We start from the raw sequence: 19,895 nt of genomic DNA, 5'->3' as shown, positions 1-19,895 counted from the left end.
TACAACATCGTTGACTTCATGGGGCCACTGCCTGTGCTCGCAAGACCTGCTGTGCCTGCCCAAGCCCGCACAAAGCGGCGCGGCCTGGGCGCTGAGCACGATCGCTTCAGAACTTGTGTGTCACGCCCAATTGCCAGCTGCGCCCGATCAAATTACCCGCATCGCTGTTGGCGCCCCACGACAGCCCATTGGCCGAATAAAAGGACAGTGGCGCAGAACGGTTGGTCAGATTGCTCACACCGGCCCTGACGTGGGTGTTGGCACCCCACTTGTACAGCCCCATCAGGTCAAAAGTGACAAAACTGGGCACTTTGCGCCCTTGGATGGTCTCCCTTTGACCCGTATCCAAACGGTTGGCCTGGATGTCCCTGTCCTTGTAGCCGCTGGTGTGGCGCATCACCAGTTGCCACTGCACATCGGATTGCTCCAGACCCAGCAACCAATGACTTCGCCACCTTGGCGTCACCCCATTGGTGCTGCTGGAATAGGCGGCAAGGTCGGACACCCATTCGGCGTTGTGGCTGGTTTTTTCGCGTGAACGGATCATGTACGTGGCCTGCACGCCCAGCAGCCATCGGCCCCAGTCCCCGGGCTTGCGGTAACGCACATCCAGATCCACGCCCTCTTTTGTCGACTGGCCCAGATTGCGCATTTTCAAAAAGAGGGCGAGGTCGTTGTAACGGGTGTTGGTGCTGGGGTTGTTCACCAAATTGGGGTCGGCCATGAACTGGCCGGTGTTTTGAAGCGGGTCGGCCAATGCTTGCGCCCAGCTCTCAAACTGCAAAGCGTTGCGGATGTCCACACGCCAATAATCGGCACTGATGCTGAAATTGCGGCTGGGCGTCAAGGCCAAACCCCAGGACATTTGTTGCGAGTTCTCAGGCTTCAAATCGGGGTTGCCATTGGTGTACACACGGATGAAATTGTTGTCTCTGCAAGCCACCCCCGTGCTGCCCGCGGTCGGGGTCAGAGCATTGGCCACGGCCAGCACATCCGGGGTGCAGCGCAGACCACTCAGGCTGGTTTGCAAAAACGGCGCAGGCAGGTTCAGTGTTTGCCCCACCGATGGGGCCCTGAAACCCGTGCCCCATGAACCACGAACGGCCCAGGTCGAATTGAGGGCCCAACGGCTGGCCAATTTGCCGTTGGTGCTTGCACCCACATCGCTGTAGTGGTCGTGGCGCAACGATGCGATCAGATCCCAAGTGGGCGCCAAAGGCACCTGCAGCTCTGTGTGCGCCGCCATGACGTGACGTTGGTCTTTGAAACCCGGCATGGCGGCACTGGCCTCGAAATAACGGGTGTTGACCTTCTCTTGCCGCACTTCCAGGCCCATGCCCAGCAACACGTCTTTGCCGTGCCGCTCCAAAACAGGCTTGGATGCGCGCAGATCCAGGGCCGTCAACTGCGTTTGCCCCTCTTGGTCTTTTTGCCACTGGCGTGTGTCCAGCAACTGCTGGGTCAGCGGGTTTTTCGCATCCAGAGGCTGCAAGGCCCAGGCGCTGGGCAGGGGTGAGGAGTTTTTGAACCCCAAACTTGCCAAATCGTCATACTGCGCGCCTTTGAGCACTTCGGACTGCGCACGGTACACCTGGGCCTGGTAATTCCACTGGTCGATTTCACCCTTGATGCCCAGCGTTCCTCGCCATTGGCTCTTGTCCAGGCTTCTTTGCAAGGCGGGCAAATTGGGCTGGAAATAGTAAAAGCCCGCGCCTGGCAGCAACCCATTGGCGAGCATCTCCGCATAACCCACGGCCCCGTCCTGGTTGACCGTTCGCCCACTGATCCGGCTCCAGTCTTTGTTCGCCACCGTGATGTGTTGGCGGCTGTACAAGCCCTCGGCAAACAGAGTCGCGCCCTCGCTCAATCGCAGCTCGCCACTGGCGTGCCATTTGCGGTTTTGCCGATGGGGGTACAGGTCATAGGTGGGCAACAGGTTGACTTTGCACCCCCCCTCGAATCCGTCGTAACTGAGGCCGCCGCCATGGCATTGCCCTTGGGCATAAAGCGTCGACCACATTTTGTTTTGGCTGGCCGTTGGGGAGTAAAGCAGGGCGGGTGCCGTGAACGGCGAGGCTTTGGAGCTGTCGGTGCGGTAGTTTTTTCCTTCATGCTCGAAAAAAACACGCCCCTGGCTGCCGTTGGCGCGGTCGGCCATGCCCATGGCGTCGTAAGCATCGATTTCGGCGGTCACACGCCAACTGAACCCGTCCTTGTGCAGTTGACCCTGGCCCCAGCTCAGGCTGCTGCGCCAGCCGTCCCCCACACCGCCCTGGGGTCGGCTGTGGTCGGCTGTGATTTCAAAGCCCTGCCTGTCCACGCGTGTGATGATGTTGATCACCCCGGCAATCGCGTCTGTGCCGTACAAAGAGGAGGCACCATCGGTCAGCACTTCGATGCGATCGACCGCCGCCATGGGCAGACTTTCCAAGTCCACATGGGCCATTTCTTTGCCGGAAATGTGCTGAATGCCATAAGCGGCCAAGCGTCTGCCGTTGAGCAAGACCAAGGTGCCTGATGCCATGCCATGCAATGCGGCGCTGGTAAAGCCACCCAAAATCATGCCGCTTTGCGTCAAATCCAGCCCATTGAACACATGGCTCAGACTCTGCACGGCTTCCGTGACCGTGAGGTGGCCTTTTTTCTGCATCTCCTGACGCGTGATCACCTGCACGGGCAAGGCCTGGGTCTGCTCCTTGCGCACGATGGACGAGCCGGTGATTTCAACCTTTTCAAACTGGCGGTATTCGAGTGCTGTGTCCACCACCTGGACTGGGGGGTACATCGTTTGGGGCTGAGCCGCGTTTTGCGCCCAGGCAACTGACCCCGCACAGGCGGACACCAGCAAGAGGCAAGCCCTTTGCGGGGTTTTCAGTGTCAAAGATCTTTTCATGGCCGACTCCCAGCGCGCTTGTGCGTTCTGAAGGGTCGAATTTTGACATTTATAAAACTTTAAGTCTCATAAATTACGCAATAAGTCTCTTTTATGTTGACTTGTTTGCATTTTTCAAGCCTGTCTAACGCCTGACCAGGCCCTCGGGCCTGATAGCGTGAGGCAGGAGAGCGGGCCGCGCTCAGCCCATCACCACGCGCCACAGCGCCAGCACCGCATCACGCTCGCTGGCCAAGCTGGCCATCGGCACGTCGGTGGGCTCTTCGTTCAGGCGGGCGCGGTGTTGCACCCGGCGCAGCTCGCGGTAGGCGTTGGCGGCGGCCTGCCCCATGCCCAGAGGCAGCAACCCCACGGCTTCGGCGCGAATCAGCAGGGCGATGTTGCCCACGTTGTCGGCCAGCTCCGGGTGGGCGGCGGTGTGCAGCAACACCAGGTATTGCACGGCAAACTCCGCGTCCACCATGCCGCCAGGGCTGTGTTTCACGTCAAAGCGCTCGGCCTTGACCGGGTGGCCCTGGCGCACTTTGTCTCGCATGGCCACGATTTCGGCTTTCAGGCTGGCCGCGTCACGCGGGGCACTGATGACGGCGTGGCGCACCGTGTCAAATTGCGGGGCCAGGCTGGGCAAGCCCATGACAAAGCGGGCGCGGGTCATGGCCTGGTGCTCCCAGGTCCAGGCGGTGTTGCTGCCGCGCTGCTGCTGGTAGTCGGCATAAGCCTCAAAGCGCGTGACCAACAGGCCCGAGTTGCCGTTGGGCCGCAGCGCCGTGTCGATCTCGTACAGGTCGCCGTCGGCGGTTTTCACCGTCATCCAGTTGATGAGTTTGCGCACATAGGCGGCGTAGATTTCCTGGGCCCGTTCGTCCTCGTCTTCGTACACGAACACGATGTCCAGGTCGCTGCCGTAGCCCAGCTCCTTGCCGCCCAACTTGCCGTAACCAATGATGGCAATGGCGGGCTCCTCGCGGTGGCGGGTTTTCAGGCGGCTCCAGCACCAGCGGGCCGTCACACGCAGCACGGCATCGGCCAGGGCACTCAAATCATCGGCCACTTGCTCCACCGTGAGCACGCCTTCCACGTCACGCGCCAAGGTACGGAACTGCTCGGCATGGTGGGCACGGCGCAGCAAATTGAGCAAGCTTTCCTCGTCGTCTTCACCGGTGCGCTGCAGCGCCACCAGGCGGGCTTGCAACTCGGCCTCGAATTCGGCGGCATCAAAACGGCTGTCAAACAGGTTGCCCCCGGCCAGCTCGTCGATCACACCCGGGTGTTGCAGCAGGTAGCGGGCCGGCCACTTGGCCGCGCCCAGCAGGCGCAGCAGGCGTTCGTGCACCGAAGGGCGCTCCAGCATGAGGGCCAAATAACTTTCGCGGCGCAGCAAAGGCTCGATCCAGTCGGCCATGCGCAGCACGGCTTCTTCGCTCACGCGCCCCACGTCCAGCCACTGGGCGGTGCGCTGCAGCAGGCGCATCAGGCGGCCCCGGGCGTCGTCGCGCAGCGACTGCACGCGCGGGTTGTCGGCCCACTGCGCCAGGCGCTCGCGCACCGGGCCACTGAAGTCACCCAGCACCGCGTCCAGCTCGGCGTGTTCACGGCTGTTTTTGCCGTTCTTGCCATTGCAGGTTTTGCATTCGCGGTCGCCGCCCAGCAAGGTGTCGAACTCTTGCGCCACCACCTCGCGGTGCGCGTCCAGCTCGCTCAAAAAAGCGCAGGCATTGGGGTGTCCCAGCGTCTGCGCGATCCAGGCCAGGTCATCGTCGCGGGTGGGCAGCACATGGGTTTGCTGGTCGTCCAGGTACTGGATGCGGTGCTCCACCTGGCGCAAAAACACATAGGCCGCGCCCAAGGCGTCGGCCGTGGCCTGCGGCATGAGCCCGGCTTTGGCCACACGCTGCAAAGCGTCCAAGGTAGGGCGGGTGCGCAGCTCTGGGAACTGGCCGCCGCGCACCACCTGCAAGAGCTGCACCGTGAACTCGATCTCGCGGATGCCGCCGCGCGACAGCTTCACGTCGTTGGCGCGTTCGGGGTGGCCCGCGCTGCGCTTGGCCGCGTGGTCGCGAATTTGCTGGTGCAGCGTGCGCAGCGACTCGAACACGTTGTAGTCCAAATATCGGCGAAACACAAAGGGCAGCACCACGCCGCGCAGCGCCTGGGCCGAGCCATTGAGCATGGCACTGCGGGGCGCCACCACACGGCTTTTCATCCAGGCAAAGCGCTCCCACTCGCGGCCTTGCACCAGCAAATATTCTTCGAGGGCATCGAGCGAGACCACGCTGGGGCCAGAGTTGCCGTTGGGGCGCAGGGCCAAGTCCACCCGGAACACAAAGCCGTGCTCGGTGGTGTCGCCGATCAGGGCGTACATGCGCTTGACCGCGCGGGTGAAGTACTCCTGGCACGAGACCTTGTTGCGGCCTTCGCTGTTGCCCAAGGTCTGGCCGTCTTCGTCGTAGACATAAATCAGGTCGATGTCGCTCGACACATTCAGCTCGCGGGCGCCCAGCTTGCCCATGCCGATGATCCACATCTCGGCCCGCTCGCCGTTGGCCTTGGTGGGCGCGCCATGCAGGCTGTCCAGATCGGCCATCACTTGCTGCCAGGCGATGTCGAGCGTGACTTCGGCCAGCCAGGTCATGCCCTGCGTGACGGCCGCCAAATCGGCTTGGCGGCTGCAGTCGAGTTGGGCCAAGCGCTCCAGCGTGAGCTGGCGCAGCACACGCAAAGCAGCGCTGGTGTCCAGGCCCTTGGCTTGCAAGGCGGCATAGGCCGCGCTCAGGCTGTCTCGGGTCGGAGGGCCGGGCGGCAGCAGCGGCAATTCATCGGCGTAGCGGCGGTGCAGGCGCTGCACAAAGCGCGAATACGAGGACAACCCGTGGGGCAAATCCGGAGCGCCGGGCGCGCCGGGGGCCAAAACAATCGGGGTGGCAAGGTCAGAACGGTCGTCCGTGGACTGGCTGCGGGTCATAATTCCTGCTGACTTTCTAATTCATACGTTTGTGTCGTCTTCACCCACCTGGCCACCCACCGAAACCCCGCTGCGCCCTTGGCTGGCGCGGGCTGTTCGGCTTGTCTTATGGGGTTTGCTGGTCGCCGGGCTGGTGATGGGCCTGGCCTGGGCAACGCTGCATTTTTGGATTGTGCCGCGAATCGCCGAGTTTCGCCCTGCGCTGGAAAGCCTGGCCCGCCAATCGCTGGGTGTTCCGGTGCGCATCGGCGGCGTGTCGGCCCAAAGCACGGGCTGGGTGCCCTCTTTTGAGCTGCGCGACATCGAACTGCAGGACACGCAAGGCCGCCCCGCCCTGCACCTGCCCAAAGTGCTGGTGGCGCTCAGCCTGCGCTCGGCCGCGCTGGGGCAGCTGGACCAATTGGTGCTGGATGCGCCCGAGCTGACGCTGCGCCTGTTGGCCGATGGCCAGTGGCAAATCGCCGGCATCCACTGGCGCCCCTCCAACGCTGACTCGCCCGCCGCCGACTGGCTGCTGCGCCAGCGCGAAGTGGTGGTGCGGGGCGCACAGGTGCACTGGCATGGCCCGGGCAGCGGCCAGAACCCCACGCCCGGCCAAGCCCAATCAAGCCCCGAGCCCTTGACCCTGCGCGATGTGGACCTGGTGATCCGCAACACGGCCCGGCATCACCTGCTGCGCCTGGACGCCACGCCGCCCCCCGGCTGGGGCGAGCGCTTTGTGCTGATGGGCCAGTTCAAGCGCGGCCTGCTGTCTTTGCACCCGGGGCGGCTGTCCGATTGGTCGGGCCAGGCCTTTGCCCACTTTCCACAACTGAACATGGCCCCCTGGTCGGCCCAGGGCCTGCAACTGCCCGCCCATCTGCTGCCAGAGGCAGGGCGCTTACGGGGCCAAGGGCGTTTGAGCCTGTGGGCCGATGTGCAAGCCGGCCAATGGCGCGGCGGTCTGGCCGATGTGGACCTGAAAAACCTGCAAGCCCGGCTCGGCCCGAACCAGCCGCCCCTGGCCTTGCAAAGCCTGACGGGCCGACTGGGCCTGCAGGTGCATGCCGAAGGCTTTGTGGCCCAAACCCATGACCTGCGTGTCACGGGCGAGCAAGGCCTGAGCTGGCCAGGGGGCGAGTTGTCGCTGGACTACACACACGCCCAAGGCACGCGCCCGGCCAGCGGCCACCTGCAAGCGGCGCAACTGGACTTGCAGGCGCTGCAGGCCCTGGCTTTGCGCCTGCCCTTGGGCACGGCCATGCCCCCCCGGCTGCGCACCGCTTTGCAAGCGCGCGATGTGCTGGGCCGGGTCACCTCCTTGGGCCTGCGCTGGCAAGGCGACTGGACCCAACCCGACCTGCAAGAAGCGCAGGCCAAGGTGGAGGGCCTGAGCTGGCAGCCCGGCTCTGAGGTGGTGGCCGCCTGGGGCACGCTGCCCGGCGCCGACGTGCCCGGCCTGCGCGGCGGCCAATTGACACTGGCGCTGAGCGCCAACGGCGGGCAAGTCGATTTGCAAACCGGCGCGGGCAGCGCCCTGTGGTTGCCTGGCCTGATAGAGCCTGCCGAAGTGCCCTTGCAACAATTGCAGGCGAGCCTGCGCTGGGCACGCGAGACAGACAAGGGCCAAGCCACCGGGCCGTGGCATGTGCCGCAGTGGTCGTTGAGCCTGGCCAACGCCGACCTGCAAGGCCAATGGCAAGGCCAGTGGCGACCCGGCCCCCAAGGCCAAGGGCCCGGTGTGCTCAGCTTGCAAGGACGCATCCAGCGCGCACAAGCCGCCGCCGTGCACCGCTACCTGCCGCTGAACCTGCCGCCCGAAGTGCGCCACTACCTGCGCGATGCGCTGGTGCAAGGCCGCTACGAAGAGGTGCAGGTCCAGATCCAGGGCGACCTGGACAAACTGCCCTTTGCCCAGCCCGAAGACGGCACATTCTTCTTTTCCGGGCTGTTGAAAGACGCCGAGTTCGACATGGTGCCCGCCTCCCTGACGACCCCCGGTGAAGTGCCCTGGCCGCGCCTGCGCGCCCTGCAAGGCCGACTGACTTTTGACCGCCTGGGCATGCAGCTGCGCGAAGCCAGCGCCCAGGTGGGCGAGGGCGCGCAAGCCATTGCGCTCAAGGCCGCCACAGTGGGCATCGCCGACATGGCGCACCAACCGGTGCTGCGTGTGCAGGCGCAAAGCCTGGCCGACGCCCCCCTGGTGCTGGGCGTGGTGCGGCAGTCGCCATTGAACGCGCTGCTCTCGGGCGCGCTGCAACCCGCCCAAGCCAGCGGCCCCTTGCTCACCCGCTTTGCCTTGCAACTGCCCCTGCTGGACCTGGCCAGCACACGCGTGCAAGGCAGCGTGCAGTTCGATGGCAACGACCTGCGCATGCTGCCCGGCACACCCTGGCTGAACCAACTGCGCGGCAAGCTCCAGTTCAACGAACGCGGTTTTGAGGTACGCCAGTTGCAAGCCACGCTGCTGGGCGGGCCCGCCCTGATCGACGGCGACATGCAGACACCCGAACCGGTTGCAGGCCAAGCCGCACCCACCAGCACCCCAATGGCCTTTACGGCCCAAGGCCGCGTGAGCGCGGCGGGCCTGCAAGCTGCGCACGATGTGGCCCCCCTGAACCTGCTGGCCCAACACGCCAGCGGCGCCACCGACTACAGCGCCCGCCTGGCCTGGCACCAAGGCCTGCCCGAGCTGACGGTCAACAGCCGCCTGGCTGGCCTGGGCTTGCAACTGCCAGCCCCCTTGGGCAAACCCGCCCCAGCCGAAAAACCCCTGGCCCTGCAGATCCGCTCGAAACAAACCGCCAGCGGGCCGCAAGACGAGATCACGCTCACCTTGGGCGACACAGCGCGGCTGATGTACGTGCGTGACTTGAGCACCGACACCCCCCGCGTGCTGCGCGGGCAACTGGGCTTGGGCGTGTTGCCGGGCAAGCTGCCCGCGCTGCCCGAGAGCGGCGTCACGGCCAGCGTGGACGTGGACCGCCTGGTGGTGGACGAATGGCTGGCCTTGCTGCCCACGCCAGCACCTGCGGCCACACCGCAGACCACACCGCAACCTACAAAAGCGTCCACACCCGGTGCGCCGCAGGCGCCCTCAGCCTGGCAAGATTACCTGCCCACGCGCCTGGGCCTCAAAGCCAACAGCCTGATCGCCAACGGCCGCCACCTGCACCGGGTGCAAGCGGGTGGCACCCACGAAGCGGGGCGCTGGCGCGTCAACATCGACGCGGCTGAACTGAGCGGCCATGTGCGCTTTGACCAAGCCAAGCCTGGCGTGAGCGACCCAAGCGGCCAAAGCGACCAGGCAGGCCAATTGTTTGCCCGCCTGAGCCGCCTGAATTTGCCACCCGCCAGCGCACGCGAGGTGGAAAGCCTGCTCGAAGCCCCCCCCGTCAGCCTGCCCGCACTCGACATCGTGGTGGACGCGCTGGAGCTGCGCGGCAAACAACTCGGGCGCGTCGAGATCGAAGCCGTCAACGCCGACAAGGGCCTCGCCCAAACCCCTGCAGCGCGCGAGTGGCAACTCAAAAAATTCAACATCGATCTGCCCGAAGGCACGCTGCGCAGCACGGGCCGCTGGCTGGCGGCCCGCGAAGGCAGCCCCTTGCGCAAGAGCGAGATGAACTTCGTGCTGGACGTGCGCGATGCCGGAGCCATGTTGACCCGGCTGGGCACACCCGACGCCTTGCGCGGCGGCACCGGGCAGATCGAAGGCGTGGTCAGCTGGCAGGGCTCGCCGCTGGACCTGCATTACCCCAGCCTGAACGGCCACCTCGATGTGCGCATGGGGCGTGGCCAATTCCTCAAGGCCGACCCCGGGGTGGCCAAGCTGCTGGGCGTGCTCAGCCTGCAGGCCTTGCCACGGCGCTTGCTGTTCGACTTCAGGGATGTGTTTGCGCAGGGCTTTGCATTCGACTCGGTGCAGGGCGACGTGACCATCGTGCACGGCATGGCCAACACCCGCAACCTGCAGATCAAAGGCGTCAACGCGCTGGTGCAACTGGACGGCTCGGCCGACATCGCCCGCGAATCGCAAAAATTGCGTGTGCAAATCCTGCCCATCGTGGACACGGGCACCGCCTCTTTGGTGGCGGCCATCACCGTCAACCCCTTGGTGGGCCTGACCACCTTCATTGCCCAATGGCTTTTGCAAAACCCCTTGTCGCGCGCCTCGGCGCAAGAGTTTTTGGTGGATGGCAGCTGGGCCAATCCACAAGTCACCCGGGTAGAGTCGCGCCCAAGCAGCCCCCCCGCGCCCATCAACCCCCCTTGATCTGCGCCGTCCAGTCCCCACCCGCTGAATGCGACAGGCCCATGGGTGCAGGACAATGCGGGCATGACACCCCCAGCGCTGCAGCGCCTGATCCCCACATTCAAAGCACGCACCCTGGCCTGGTGGCAGGCCGTAGAAGACGCCTTGCCCGGCGGGCGGGGTCGCCGCAGCCTCTGGAGCGCCTTGATCGCACTGGTCATGGCGGTGCTGGTGACACTGGTCTGGCTGGCCGGGCGCTACGAAGCGAGCCAGCTGCAAGCCGAGCTCGAACGCGACACCGCCAACGCGGTCAGTGACCTGCGCACCCAACTCTCGCGCCATGTGCAAGCCCTGCAAGGCCTGCAATCGAGCCACCCTTCAGAAGCCTTTTGGAGCCTGGAGGCGCAAGCGCTCTTGCGGGAAAACCGCGACATGCTGCGCATCGAGTGGCGCGACACCGCACTGAACCTCAAGCAATCGGCCGACTCGGCCCTGCGCAGTCCGGTGTTTGAACGCGTGCCCCGCACCGAAACCCTGAGCGAAACCCAGCAAGCCTGCCTGCGGGCACGGCGCAGCAGTGGCCCGAGTTATTCCCGCTCGTACTTCTTGCCCCAAACCGATGGCTTGGGCATGGAAGTCATGGACATGTGCTTGCCCAACACCCAAGGCGGCGCACTGGTGGGTTTCACGGTGGTGACCTACGGGCTGCAGGAGCTCATCAGTGCGCGCTTGGGGGAGGGGTTTGGTCGGCGCAACGAAATTTCCTTCACCGAACCCGACGGCACGCGGCTGGCCATTGCGGGCACCCAAAGCCGGGGCTTGCGCGTGTTCACCGCCCAGCAGCTGGTGGACTTGCCGGGCAACACCCTGGTCTTGCGCATGGACGGCCGCCGGGGCGAGCCCGACCTGTTCCCCAACGTGCTCACGGCGCTGGTCACCGCCATGTCGATCGCGCTGGTCACGGTGATGGTCTTGCTGGCCAAAGACTCGCGCCGCCGCCTGAAAGCCGAAAACGACCTGGCCGAAGCGCTGGCCTTTCGCAAGGCCATGGAAGACTCGCTGGTGACCGGCTTGCGCGCGCGCGACCTGGAAGGGCGCATCACCTACGTGAACCCGGCCTTTTGTCAAATGGTGGGGCTGACGGCCGAACAGCTCACGGGCAAGCTGGCCCCCATGCCCTATTGGCCCCCGGAAATGGTGGACGAATACAAGCAGCGCCAGGCCATCCGGCTGGCAGGCAACGCACCGCCACGCGAAGGCTTCGAGTCGGTCTTCATGCGGGCCGATGGCACACGCTTTGAGGTGCTGATCATCGAAGCGCCGCTCATCAGCGTGCAAGGCCAGCAAACCGGCTGGATGGGCGCGGTGATCGACATCAGCGAGCAGCGGCGCATCGAAGAACTCTCGCGCGCGAGCCAAGAGCGCCTGCAGGCCACCGCCCGACTGGCCACCGTGGGCGAGATGGCCTCCTTGCTCAGCCACGAGCTGAACCAACCGCTGGCCGCCATCGCCAGTTATGCCAATGGCTCGCTCAACCTGCTCAAAGACCCCGCCGCCGTGCCGCAAACCCTGGACGATGTGCACATGGCCCTGCGCCGCATTGCCGAGCAAGCCGGGCGGGCGGGCAAGGTCATCAACAGCGTGCACGACTTTGTGCGCCGCCGCGACCAGGCGCGCGAAGCTGTGGCACCTGTGGCCCTGCTCGACGCGATTGCCCCGCTGGTCAACCTGCAAGCGCGCAAGCTGCAAGTCAAGGTGCACACCCGCATCGAGCCCAAACTGCCCCCGGTCATGTGCGACCGCACCATGGTCGAGCAAGTGCTGCTGAACCTGGCGCGCAACGGCATGCAAGCCATGGACCAGCCCGGCAGCACCGAGCGGGTGCTGGTGCTGCAGGCGCGGCGCGCCGCATCGAACGCCGAGCACGGCTGGGTGGAGTTCTCGGTCAGTGATGTGGGCGTGGGCATTGGCGAAGACGTGGCCGGCCAGCTGTTCACCCCCTTTTTCACGACCAAAGCCGAAGGCATGGGCCTGGGCCTGAGCCTGTGCCGCACCGTGGTCGAGCAGCACGGCGGGCACCTCAATTTCGAACCCCTGGACCCCCGGGGCACGGTTTTTCGCTTCACTTTGCCCGCCGTGCTTTTGGATAAGATCGCCGCATGACCCCCACCGACACGCCCATCGTTTTCATTGTGGATGACGACGCCAGCGTGCGCGAGGGCATGGCCTGGTTGCTGCGCACGCGGCGCTTGCTGAGTGAGTCTTTTGACAGCGCCGAAGCTTTTTTGGCCATGCTGCAAGGCCAGAGCTCGCACGATGGTGCGGCTTGGCAGCCCGACCCGGCCCGGCTGCAGCAATCGGGCTGCATCTTGCTGGACGTGCGCATGCCCGGCATGAGCGGCCTGGCCCTGTTCGAGCAACTGCTGGCCAAGGGCATGGCGCAGGCCTGGCCCGTGATTTTTTTGACCGGCCACGCCGATGTGCCCACCGCGGTGGACAGCGTCAAGCGCGGGGCCTTTGACTTTTGCGAAAAGCCTTTTTCCGACAACGCCCTGGTCGACCGGGTGGAGCAGGCCTTGGCCCTCTCGCAAGAACGCCTGGTGGCCCGGCAAACGCAGCAGCGCCTGCAATCGCGCCTGCTGGAGCTGACCGAGCGCGAACGCGACGTCATGCGCCTGGTGGTGGAAGGCCTGCCCAACAAACTGATCGCCGACCAGCTCGACATCAGCGTGCGCACGGTCGAGGTGCACCGCGCCCGGGTGTTCGACAAAATGGAAGTGAAGTCGGCTGTGGAGCTGGCCAACCTGATGCGGCAACTGGCATGAACAAAGCAGGCACCACTTGGAGCCCAACGCTGACCGCGCCTAAACGAGCGCCCAAGCCTGCACCTGCAGCGCCCGCAGCGGATGGCGCTCAGCGCCGCAGCTGGCTGCTCAGTGGGCTGGGGCTGGGCGCTGCCGTCTTGCTGGCGGGCTGCTCATCGCCCCCGGCCAAACGCCCTGTGACCCCAAGTGGTGTGCCCACCAACCCTGCGGCATCGCGCCCTCGGCCCTCAGGCCCTTACAACAGCGCACGCAACGACGTGGCCATGGTGGCGCTGTCCTTGCTCGACACGCCCTATGCCTGGGGCGGGCGCGGCCCGGCCACGGGCTTTGACTGCTCGGGCCTGGTGGCCCATGTGCTGCGCGAAGGCTCGGGCTTGCGGGTGCAGGGCTCAGCGGCCGACCTGGGCCGCCTGTCCCGCCCCATCGACCGGGCCGACTTGCAGCCGGGCGATCTGGTGTTCTTCAACACCCTGGGCGCACGCCACTCGCATGTGGGGGTGTACGTGGGTGACGGCCGTTTTGTGCACGCCAGCAACCCCCGCACCGGGGTGCGCATCGACGCGCTCAGCAGCAACTATTACGCGCAGCGCTTTGAAGGCGCGCACACCCTGCTGGACTGAACACTTCAGCGGCGGGTTTCGTCGGAAGTTGGCGTTGTGGTTGGCGTGGCTGGTGGCGCTGTTGGGGCTTCTTTGGACACTGCTTCGCTCAGGGCTGTGCCCGGTGTTTGCCCGCTGGCCTCGTTCGGGGGCTGATCAGACGGCGGCTGGGCCTGGCGCAATTCACCTTTGCTGCGGCCGGAAAACATGGTCCACCAGACAATCGCGATGAAAATGAGCAAGGCCAGCAAAGCTTCCAGCAAAATCAGACCCATGCAAAAACCCCGTTTCTTGACCCGCCGCCCGTTGCGGGTCGGCTTCTTGATGGCCGCGATTGTAGGCATGCTGGCCGCCTGCTCGGTCGCCCCCGTGGTGCAAGCCCCACCCACCTCAAGCCCATCGCCGCTGCCCAGCATGGACGACGCCCGGCCCCTGCCGCCCGCCTTGGTGCGCGAGCAAAGCCGCTGGGTGCCCGTGCGCTGGGCCGAGCTGCCCGGCATGGACCGCGACGCCGTCAACGAAGCTTGGCCCGCCTGGCTCCAAAGCTGCCAACGCCCGGCCCCCGACTGGCGGACGCTGTGCACCGAAGTGGCCCAACTGGCCAACGCCAGCGCCGAGGTGCAGCGCCGCTGGATGCGCGAAAAACTCCAGCCCTACCGCGTCGAGGCGCTGGACCAACGCAGCGAAGGCCTACTGACCGGTTTGCTCACCGGTTATTACGAACCCGCCTTGACCGGCTCGCGCAGAGCGCAAGGCGCGTTCCAGGTGCCGCTGTATGCGCCGCCCGCCCAACTGGCCCAGCGCAAACCGTGGTTCAGCCGACAAGAAATCGAAACCCTGCCCGCCGCCCGCGCCGCCCTGCGCGGCAAAGAACTGCTGTATTTGGCCGACCCGGTGGACGCGATGGTGCTGCACATCCAAGGCTCGGGCCTGGTCAACGTGACCGAGCCCGACGGCCGCCAGCGCTGGGTGCGCATGGCCTACGCCGCCACCAACGACCAACCCTACAAAAGCATTGGCCGCTGGCTGCTCGACCGCCGCCTGATCACCGACGCCAGCTGGCCCGGCATCAAAGCCTGGATTGACCGCAACCCCTCGCGGGTGAACGAGCTGCTGTGGCAAAACCCGCGTGTGGTGTTTTTCCGCGAAGAAGCCGTGCCCCAAGGCAGCGTGCCGCCCGGTCCCAAAGGCGCACAAGGCGTGCCGCTCACGGCCGAGCGCTCGATTGCGGTGGACCGCCGCAGCATCCCCTACGGCACCCCGGTGTGGATGAAGTCAATCGGCCCCCAAACCAATTTAGACCGCCTGGTGCTGGCCCAAGACACCGGCACCGCCATCGTGGGCGCCGTGCGGGCCGACTATTACGCGGGCTCCGGCCCGGCAGCGGGCGAGCTGGCCGGACGCCTGAAGCAACCCCTGCAAATGTGGGCCCTGTGGCCACGCTGATTCGGGTGCCCAAAACCGGATGACTTTGACTTGCCGCCCCGGCTGCGCCGCTTGCTGCACCGCACCCTCCATCTCCTCGCCCATCCCCGGCATGCCCCAAGGCAAACCTGCAGGCGTGCCCTGCGTGCAACTTGACGACCAACTGCGCTGCAAAATTTTTGGGCAACCCGAACGGCCTGCGGTGTGCGGGCAACTGCAAGCGGCGGTGGAGATGTGCGGGGCTGTAGAAGACGGCGGGGTGCATGCCCGGGCTTGGCTGATGCGGCTGGAGGAATTGACGCGGCCGGGGTGATGGGTGGGATGCCAGGCTTAGGCACTTGACCTTGAACCTCAAGGTTTCGTGTTGCCATTCGATGAAATGACCAGCTCGGGCTTATCTTGCTTTTTGAGGTACGAACCTGACCTGTAAATCACAGCCCACCGCAGCGGCGTACTTTTTCAATGTCGCCAATGAGGGGGCGTGCCGCCCTGAACCTTCTAAGCGTGAAATGGCACTTTTTGTTGTGCCCATGCGCTCTGCAACGGCATCTTGCGTCAGGCCAGCTTTTGTTCGGGCTTTCAGCATTTGGCTTGCAACGGTGTATTCGAGCTCTAGACTGTCGTAAGCATCATTGAATCCAGGGCGCAGCCGTGCTGCCGCCAAAAATTCAGTGTGATTGTGAGGAATGGGTTTGTACGTCAAGTCAGCCATGCATCAATTCCTTTAATCGTTTTCGTGCCATCTTCAATTCGTTATCTGGCGTCTGCTGCGACTTCTTGATAAAAGCATGCAAAACGACCACTCTCTTGCCCACCAAGAAACAGTAAAACGCCCGACCAATTCCCGATCGGCCGCGCGGGCGCAGTTCAAACAAGCCATCACCAAAAGCGCGCGAATGTGGCAAGCGAAGGCTCGGCCCATGTTCCGTGAGAAGTTCTACCAATCGCGCATAGTCGGCGAGGACATCAACAGGCCATGATTGCACTTCTGCGTACACACGCTCATGGAAGTATTGAATTTCAAAAGCCATACATCATGTTAGCAAAAACGCTAATCGTGAGCAATCGAAATTCTTTCCTTAGACCTCAAGATGCCTCACCATTTCATCGCCCATCCCCGGCATGCCCAACGGCAAACCAGCGGGCGTGCCCTGCGTGCAACTGGACGAACAGCTGCGCTGCAAAATTTTTGGGCAGCCCGAGCGGCCTGCGGTGTGTGGGCAGCTGCAAGCGGCGGTGGAGATGTGCGGGGCTGTAGAAGACGGCGGGGTGCACGCCCGGGCTTGGTTGATGCGGCTGGAGGCGTTGACGCGGCCGGGGTGATGGTTCGTCGATGATCTCAATCAGTGATTGACGCCAAGAATCCGAGAGATTCCCTCTTCGATCTTTGTCATGTCCGCATCTGAAATTGAACCAATCCTGTCGGCCAATCGGGTTTTGTCGATGGAACGAATGTGTTCGCATCGAGCCACTGATCCACCTTTGAGCGCGACATTCAGAAACTCAATGGCTGGTGCCGAGGTCGAGAGTGGAACAACCACCACCGTTTTTCTTGCCTTGTTAAGTGGGTTGATGGAGAGAACAACAACAGGTCGGGTTTTTTGCAGCTCTGAGCCCACCGTCGGATCCAGTCTTGCCCAAAAGACTTCCCCCCGTTCGATTTCTTTTCTCACTTTTGGCATAAGGCAAGCAATTTGGCGTTGTCAAAAGTTTCGTTGGGGTCAAGACCGTCCATGAGGGTTGCGTCGAGCTCGCTCACTTCCTCTGGGTTAGCACGGTCAAACGCCTCTGCCTGAAGGGCGAGTTCATACATGTGGTCATCCACATTCGGAAGGTTTTCCTCCAGCAGCTTGCGCACAAATTCGCTTCGCTGACGAGCAGGGATGGCGTTGCGAAAACGTCTTGCAACCTCTGTGGGGAGTCGGATGAGAACTTGGGTGGTCATGGTGTTGGCTATTCAATATTGATATCAACTGCATTTTAGGTTGGGGGCTCGCACAGTCAAGTCCCAATTGCACCGCCCCGTCCATCTCTTCGTCCATCCCCGGCATACCGCAACCGGATTCATCGACCATGCCCTTGCAATAGTCCACCACATCCTCTGGTAGGCGCATGGTGACAGGGCTCAAAACGCCGAGCCTACCCACTTCACCAGTTCGGATTCGGTCTGACTGCCCACCACCTGCGACAAGGCTTGTCCGTCCTTGAACAAAATCAGGGTGGGGATACTGCGCACGCCGAAGGCGGATGCCAGCTCGGCGGCTTCGTCCACATTGATCTTGCGCACGGCCACAACACCCTCAAGGTTTTCGGCCAAGCGTTCCAGCGTGGGCGCCAAAGCGCGGCATGGGCCACACCAAGGTGCCCAGAAATCGATGACCACGGGGCCAGCCTGCTGGTTGATGAAGGTGTCGAATTCACTGGCTTGCAGCGGGGCGACTCGGGGGCTGATTGGCATGACGATTCCTTGTTGCTTCTGTGGCCGCCACAACATGTGAGGGCATGTAGAAAGTGTAGGAATCGCCAACGTTGCTGTGTGGCTTGAACGTCTCGGTTGTTGTGCTGAACGTATCAGCGCAAAAAATGGCCTAGCCTTGTTGGTGCAGCCTCAGTCCTGATTGGTGTGCGCTTGCAGCCAGGTAAGTGGCGGCATGCCGACGCGGTGGGTGAAAGCGCGGGTAAGCGCTACCGCGCTGGCGTAACCCACCATGGGCGCAATGGACTTGAGCGGCTTGCCCCGTTTGAGCAAACCCTTGGCTACTGTGATGCGCCAGGCCGTGAGGTAGTCGAGCGCCGTCAGGCCCGACACCTCTCGAAAGTGGTTGGCAAAGCGTGCGCGCGACATGCCTGCGGTTTCGGCCAACGATTCCAGCTTCCATGCATGGCCGGGCCGGTCGTGCATGGAAGTGACCGCTTTGGACAAACGTGGGTCGCCCAGCGCCGCCAGGATGCCGGTGGTAACCGATGAACTGTCGAGCAGGTGGCGCAGCAACAAGATGAGCAGGTATTCCATCAACAGGTCCAGCGCAGCTTGCCGGCCACACTTTTCGTCAAAGGCTTCCTGGAACAAAAGGTCCAACGCGGGTGAAAGACTGGACGACTGGTTCAGCGGAATCACCAGCACCTCGGGCATGGCAGAGATCAGCGCGCCACGGGCCTCGTCGCCCAGATCGACAGACGCACACACCAGGTCAACACCGTCGGCACCATCGGGCACCAGCCGGTGGGCAGAACTCTGCGGGAAAAACAACAAGCTGGGCTCTTCAACCCTGCTGGCGCGCCCATGCCGGTCGATCACGCTCATGGTGCCCCTGCGCAGCAAATGCACATGGCCCACATGCGCCTCGGCCTCAAAGGTGGAGATCTGGCACAGGTTGCCCGAATAGAACACGCGTGCGCTGGGCACAGAGCGGGCAAACAATGGTGAAAGTCGGTCCATGGCTTTGCTTGATACTTTGGGTATGTTTTTGTGTACTTTCAGTGATTATACGTATCGCACAATTCACTGGTGCATGTCGCACAGCCATTCAAAAAGAGAGTTTCACCATGACACGTATCGCACCTGTATCACTTGCCCAAGCCGACGCCTCCACCCAAGCCACCCTCAACGGCGTCAAGGCCAAGCTCGGCATGGTACCCAACCTGTTTGCCACCTTCGCCCAGGCTCCAGCCGCCCTGAACGGCTACCTGGCTTTCTCAGACGCGCTGAGCAAAGGCCGCTTGAGCGCCGCCCAGCGCGAGTTGATCGCATTGGCCGTGGGCCAAACCAACGCCTGCCAGTACTGCTTGTCTGCACACACCCTGATCGGCAAAGGCGCTGGTTTGTCGGAAGCAGCGATCCGCGCAGCCCGAAGCGGCACCGCCGAAGGCGCACAAGACAAGGCCTTGGTTGAGCTGGCCATCAAAATCGTCCGTCAGCGTGGCGTGCTGGCCGACAGCGATCTGGCCGATGCCGCAGCAGCGGGTGTGGACCACGGTCTGGTGATTGAAGTCACCGCCAACGTGGCCCTCAACGTGTTGACCAACTACACCAACCACATTGCCGACACCGACGTCGACTTTCCAGCGGTGCCAGTCGCCCTGTAAAGCCCAGCATCGCTGACAAGCGGGGAACGCCAACGGCCACCTCCTGGTGGTCGTTGGCGTAGGTGGCCGTGTTGCTGCTGTTGGCACACAGATGGCTTTCACCCCTGCCCCCATGCTCGCCCTCATCGACGGCAACAACTTCTATGTATCCTGCGAACGCGTCTTCCGGCCCTGGTTGCAAGGCCCTGAGCATCAAGTTGTTCGCGCCTTATTCCAGCTGCGCGAGTCACCCATCTCCTCGCCCATCCCCGGCATGCCCAACGGCAAACCAGCGGGCGTGCCCTGCGTGCAACTGGACGAACAACTGCGTTGTAAAAATTTTGGGGCCCTGAACGGCCTGCGGTGTGTGGGCAGATGCAGGCATCGGTGGAAATGTGTGCGCCATTAGCGCTCAGTTTGATTCAGTGGTCAGCCACCATCGCGTGTGCTTCGTTTCTTTTCTTCACGATGGCTTGCCGCCATCGTCTGTCGTTATTTGCCACCCAAATGCCGGCAATAGCTCGAACCGGAATAGATAGAAATAGACCCCACGCAAGTGACTCACCCAACTCACTGACCTCAATCACATCAAGGTAGCGCAAAACACCTTGTATTGCTGCCGCGATAGCTATACAAGAGAAAACCAACTTGCAGGCATTTTGAAAGCCATACCGCCACCACCAAATCGGAAAACCGTAGTAAAAAATCAGGGCAAAAACGAAACCCCAAACGTATGCTGGGCCTTGTGTGACGCAGTTTGCTGGAACTTGCTTTCTCGCGTTTTTATGTTTGCGCAAGCTCAGTACTGCAAGTATGAGATACAGCGCGGCACTGATCGCCGCCAAAATCAAGAGGATTTTCGTCATGGACGTCTACTTAATTCTGCGTTGCA

The 19,895-nt window shown here is 63.3% G+C and carries 18 protein-coding genes and 1 pseudogene; 9 read left to right on the top strand and 10 right to left on the bottom strand.

From position 1 onward, the window contains the following. Positions 1 to 106: 106 nt before the first annotated feature. Entirely contained in the window at positions 107 to 2,785 is a 2,679-nt protein-coding gene (locus QZ190_RS14825; protein ID WP_291917694.1) for a TonB-dependent receptor, read from the bottom strand. A gap of 289 nt (positions 2,786 to 3,074) precedes the next feature. Next, a complete protein-coding gene (glnE, locus tag QZ190_RS14820) occupies positions 3,075 to 5,855 on the bottom strand; it encodes a bifunctional [glutamate--ammonia ligase]-adenylyl-L-tyrosine phosphorylase/[glutamate--ammonia-ligase] adenylyltransferase (RefSeq protein ID WP_291917692.1) in 2,781 nt (926 codons plus the stop codon). A gap of 31 nt (positions 5,856 to 5,886) precedes the next feature. Here glnE and QZ190_RS14815 point away from each other — a divergent pair, with 31 nt between their 5' ends. The 4 genes from QZ190_RS14815 (at position 5,887) to QZ190_RS14800 (ending at position 13,534) form a co-directional block, all read left to right on the top strand. Beyond that, a complete protein-coding gene (locus tag QZ190_RS14815) occupies positions 5,887 to 10,110 on the top strand; it encodes a YhdP family protein (RefSeq protein WP_291917690.1) in 4,224 nt (1,407 codons plus the stop codon). Positions 10,111 to 10,173: 63 nt separating this feature from the next. Continuing rightward, positions 10,174 to 12,252 carry a sensor histidine kinase gene (locus QZ190_RS14810; RefSeq protein ID WP_291917687.1) on the top strand — a complete coding sequence of 693 codons (2,079 nt, stop codon included), beginning with the start codon at positions 10,174 to 10,176 and terminating at the stop codon, positions 12,250 to 12,252. Further along, the gene (locus tag QZ190_RS14805; protein WP_291917685.1) at positions 12,249 to 12,914 is read left to right on the top strand and encodes a response regulator; all 666 of its coding nucleotides are present in this window, start codon (positions 12,249 to 12,251) and stop codon (positions 12,912 to 12,914) included. Before QZ190_RS14810 ends, QZ190_RS14805 begins: the two co-directional genes overlap by 4 nt. After that, positions 12,911 to 13,534, top strand: coding sequence for a C40 family peptidase (locus tag QZ190_RS14800; RefSeq protein ID WP_291917682.1), 624 nt, complete (start codon positions 12,911 to 12,913; stop codon positions 13,532 to 13,534). The genes QZ190_RS14805 and QZ190_RS14800 overlap by 4 nt, the downstream gene beginning before the upstream one ends. Positions 13,535 to 13,539: 5 nt before the next feature. Here QZ190_RS14800 and QZ190_RS14795 read toward each other — a convergent pair whose 3' ends face one another. Beyond that, complete coding sequence (locus tag QZ190_RS14795; RefSeq protein ID WP_291917727.1) at positions 13,540 to 13,788, bottom strand: hypothetical protein; 249 nt, start codon at positions 13,786 to 13,788, stop codon at positions 13,540 to 13,542. On the opposite strand from QZ190_RS14795, the gene QZ190_RS14790 reads away from it, so the two are divergent. Continuing rightward, complete coding sequence (locus QZ190_RS14790; RefSeq protein WP_291917680.1) at positions 13,721 to 14,959, top strand: MltA domain-containing protein; 1,239 nt, start codon at positions 13,721 to 13,723, stop codon at positions 14,957 to 14,959. The genes QZ190_RS14795 and QZ190_RS14790 overlap by 68 nt on opposite strands. Positions 14,960 to 14,978: 19 nt before the next feature. Next, a complete protein-coding gene (locus QZ190_RS14785) occupies positions 14,979 to 15,251 on the top strand; it encodes a YkgJ family cysteine cluster protein (RefSeq protein ID WP_291917678.1) in 273 nt (90 codons plus the stop codon). Between the two features lie 81 nt (positions 15,252 to 15,332). On the opposite strand, the gene QZ190_RS14780 is transcribed toward QZ190_RS14785, so the two are convergent. Further along, on the bottom strand, positions 15,333 to 15,650 hold the full coding sequence (locus tag QZ190_RS14780) for a helix-turn-helix transcriptional regulator (RefSeq protein ID WP_291917676.1): 318 nt from the start codon (positions 15,648 to 15,650) through the stop codon (positions 15,333 to 15,335). Next, positions 15,643 to 15,969, bottom strand: coding sequence for a type II toxin-antitoxin system RelE/ParE family toxin (locus QZ190_RS14775; protein WP_090142825.1), 327 nt, complete (start codon positions 15,967 to 15,969; stop codon positions 15,643 to 15,645). The genes QZ190_RS14780 and QZ190_RS14775 overlap by 8 nt, the downstream gene beginning before the upstream one ends. Before the next feature lie 70 nt (positions 15,970 to 16,039). Here QZ190_RS14775 and QZ190_RS14770 point away from each other — a divergent pair, with 70 nt between their 5' ends. Beyond that, positions 16,040 to 16,261, top strand: a complete 222-nt coding sequence (locus QZ190_RS14770; RefSeq protein ID WP_291917722.1) for a YkgJ family cysteine cluster protein — start codon at positions 16,040 to 16,042, stop codon at positions 16,259 to 16,261. A 20-nt stretch (positions 16,262 to 16,281) separates the two neighbouring features. Here the strand turns inward: QZ190_RS14770 and QZ190_RS14765 are convergent, their stop codons facing one another. The 4 genes from QZ190_RS14765 to QZ190_RS14750 form a co-directional block, all read right to left on the bottom strand. Further along, on the bottom strand, positions 16,282 to 16,620 hold the full coding sequence (locus QZ190_RS14765) for a type II toxin-antitoxin system PemK/MazF family toxin (protein WP_291917671.1): 339 nt from the start codon (positions 16,618 to 16,620) through the stop codon (positions 16,282 to 16,284). Continuing rightward, entirely contained in the window at positions 16,608 to 16,883 is a 276-nt protein-coding gene (locus QZ190_RS14760) for a hypothetical protein (RefSeq protein ID WP_291917669.1), read from the bottom strand. The genes QZ190_RS14765 and QZ190_RS14760 overlap by 13 nt, the downstream gene beginning before the upstream one ends. A gap of 180 nt (positions 16,884 to 17,063) precedes the next feature. After that, positions 17,064 to 17,396 (bottom strand): thioredoxin, encoded by a 333-nt coding sequence (trxA, locus tag QZ190_RS14755; RefSeq protein WP_291917666.1) that lies wholly within the window; start codon positions 17,394 to 17,396, stop codon positions 17,064 to 17,066. Positions 17,397 to 17,546: 150 nt separating this feature from the next. Next, complete coding sequence (locus QZ190_RS14750; RefSeq protein WP_291917663.1) at positions 17,547 to 18,377, bottom strand: AraC family transcriptional regulator; 831 nt, start codon at positions 18,375 to 18,377, stop codon at positions 17,547 to 17,549. Between the two features lie 107 nt (positions 18,378 to 18,484). On the opposite strand from QZ190_RS14750, the gene QZ190_RS14745 reads away from it, so the two are divergent. Then, entirely contained in the window at positions 18,485 to 19,024 is a 540-nt protein-coding gene (locus QZ190_RS14745) for a carboxymuconolactone decarboxylase family protein (protein WP_291917661.1), read from the top strand. A 217-nt stretch (positions 19,025 to 19,241) separates the two neighbouring features. After that, positions 19,242 to 19,402, top strand: a pseudogene (locus QZ190_RS14740) (YkgJ family cysteine cluster protein); the annotation flags it as partial. A 23-nt stretch (positions 19,403 to 19,425) separates the two neighbouring features. On the opposite strand, the gene QZ190_RS14735 reads toward QZ190_RS14740, so the two are convergent. After that, on the bottom strand, positions 19,426 to 19,869 hold the full coding sequence (locus QZ190_RS14735; RefSeq protein ID WP_291917724.1) for a hypothetical protein: 444 nt from the start codon (positions 19,867 to 19,869) through the stop codon (positions 19,426 to 19,428). Between the last annotated feature and the right edge of the window lie 26 nt (positions 19,870 to 19,895).

It is taken from the genome of Limnohabitans sp. (genome assembly GCF_017848645.1).
GTDB lineage: Bacteria > Pseudomonadota > Gammaproteobacteria > Burkholderiales > Burkholderiaceae_C > Limnohabitans_A.
Note: the sequence above shows the minus strand (reverse complement) of the source record. Positions and strands in the feature narration are given on the sequence as shown.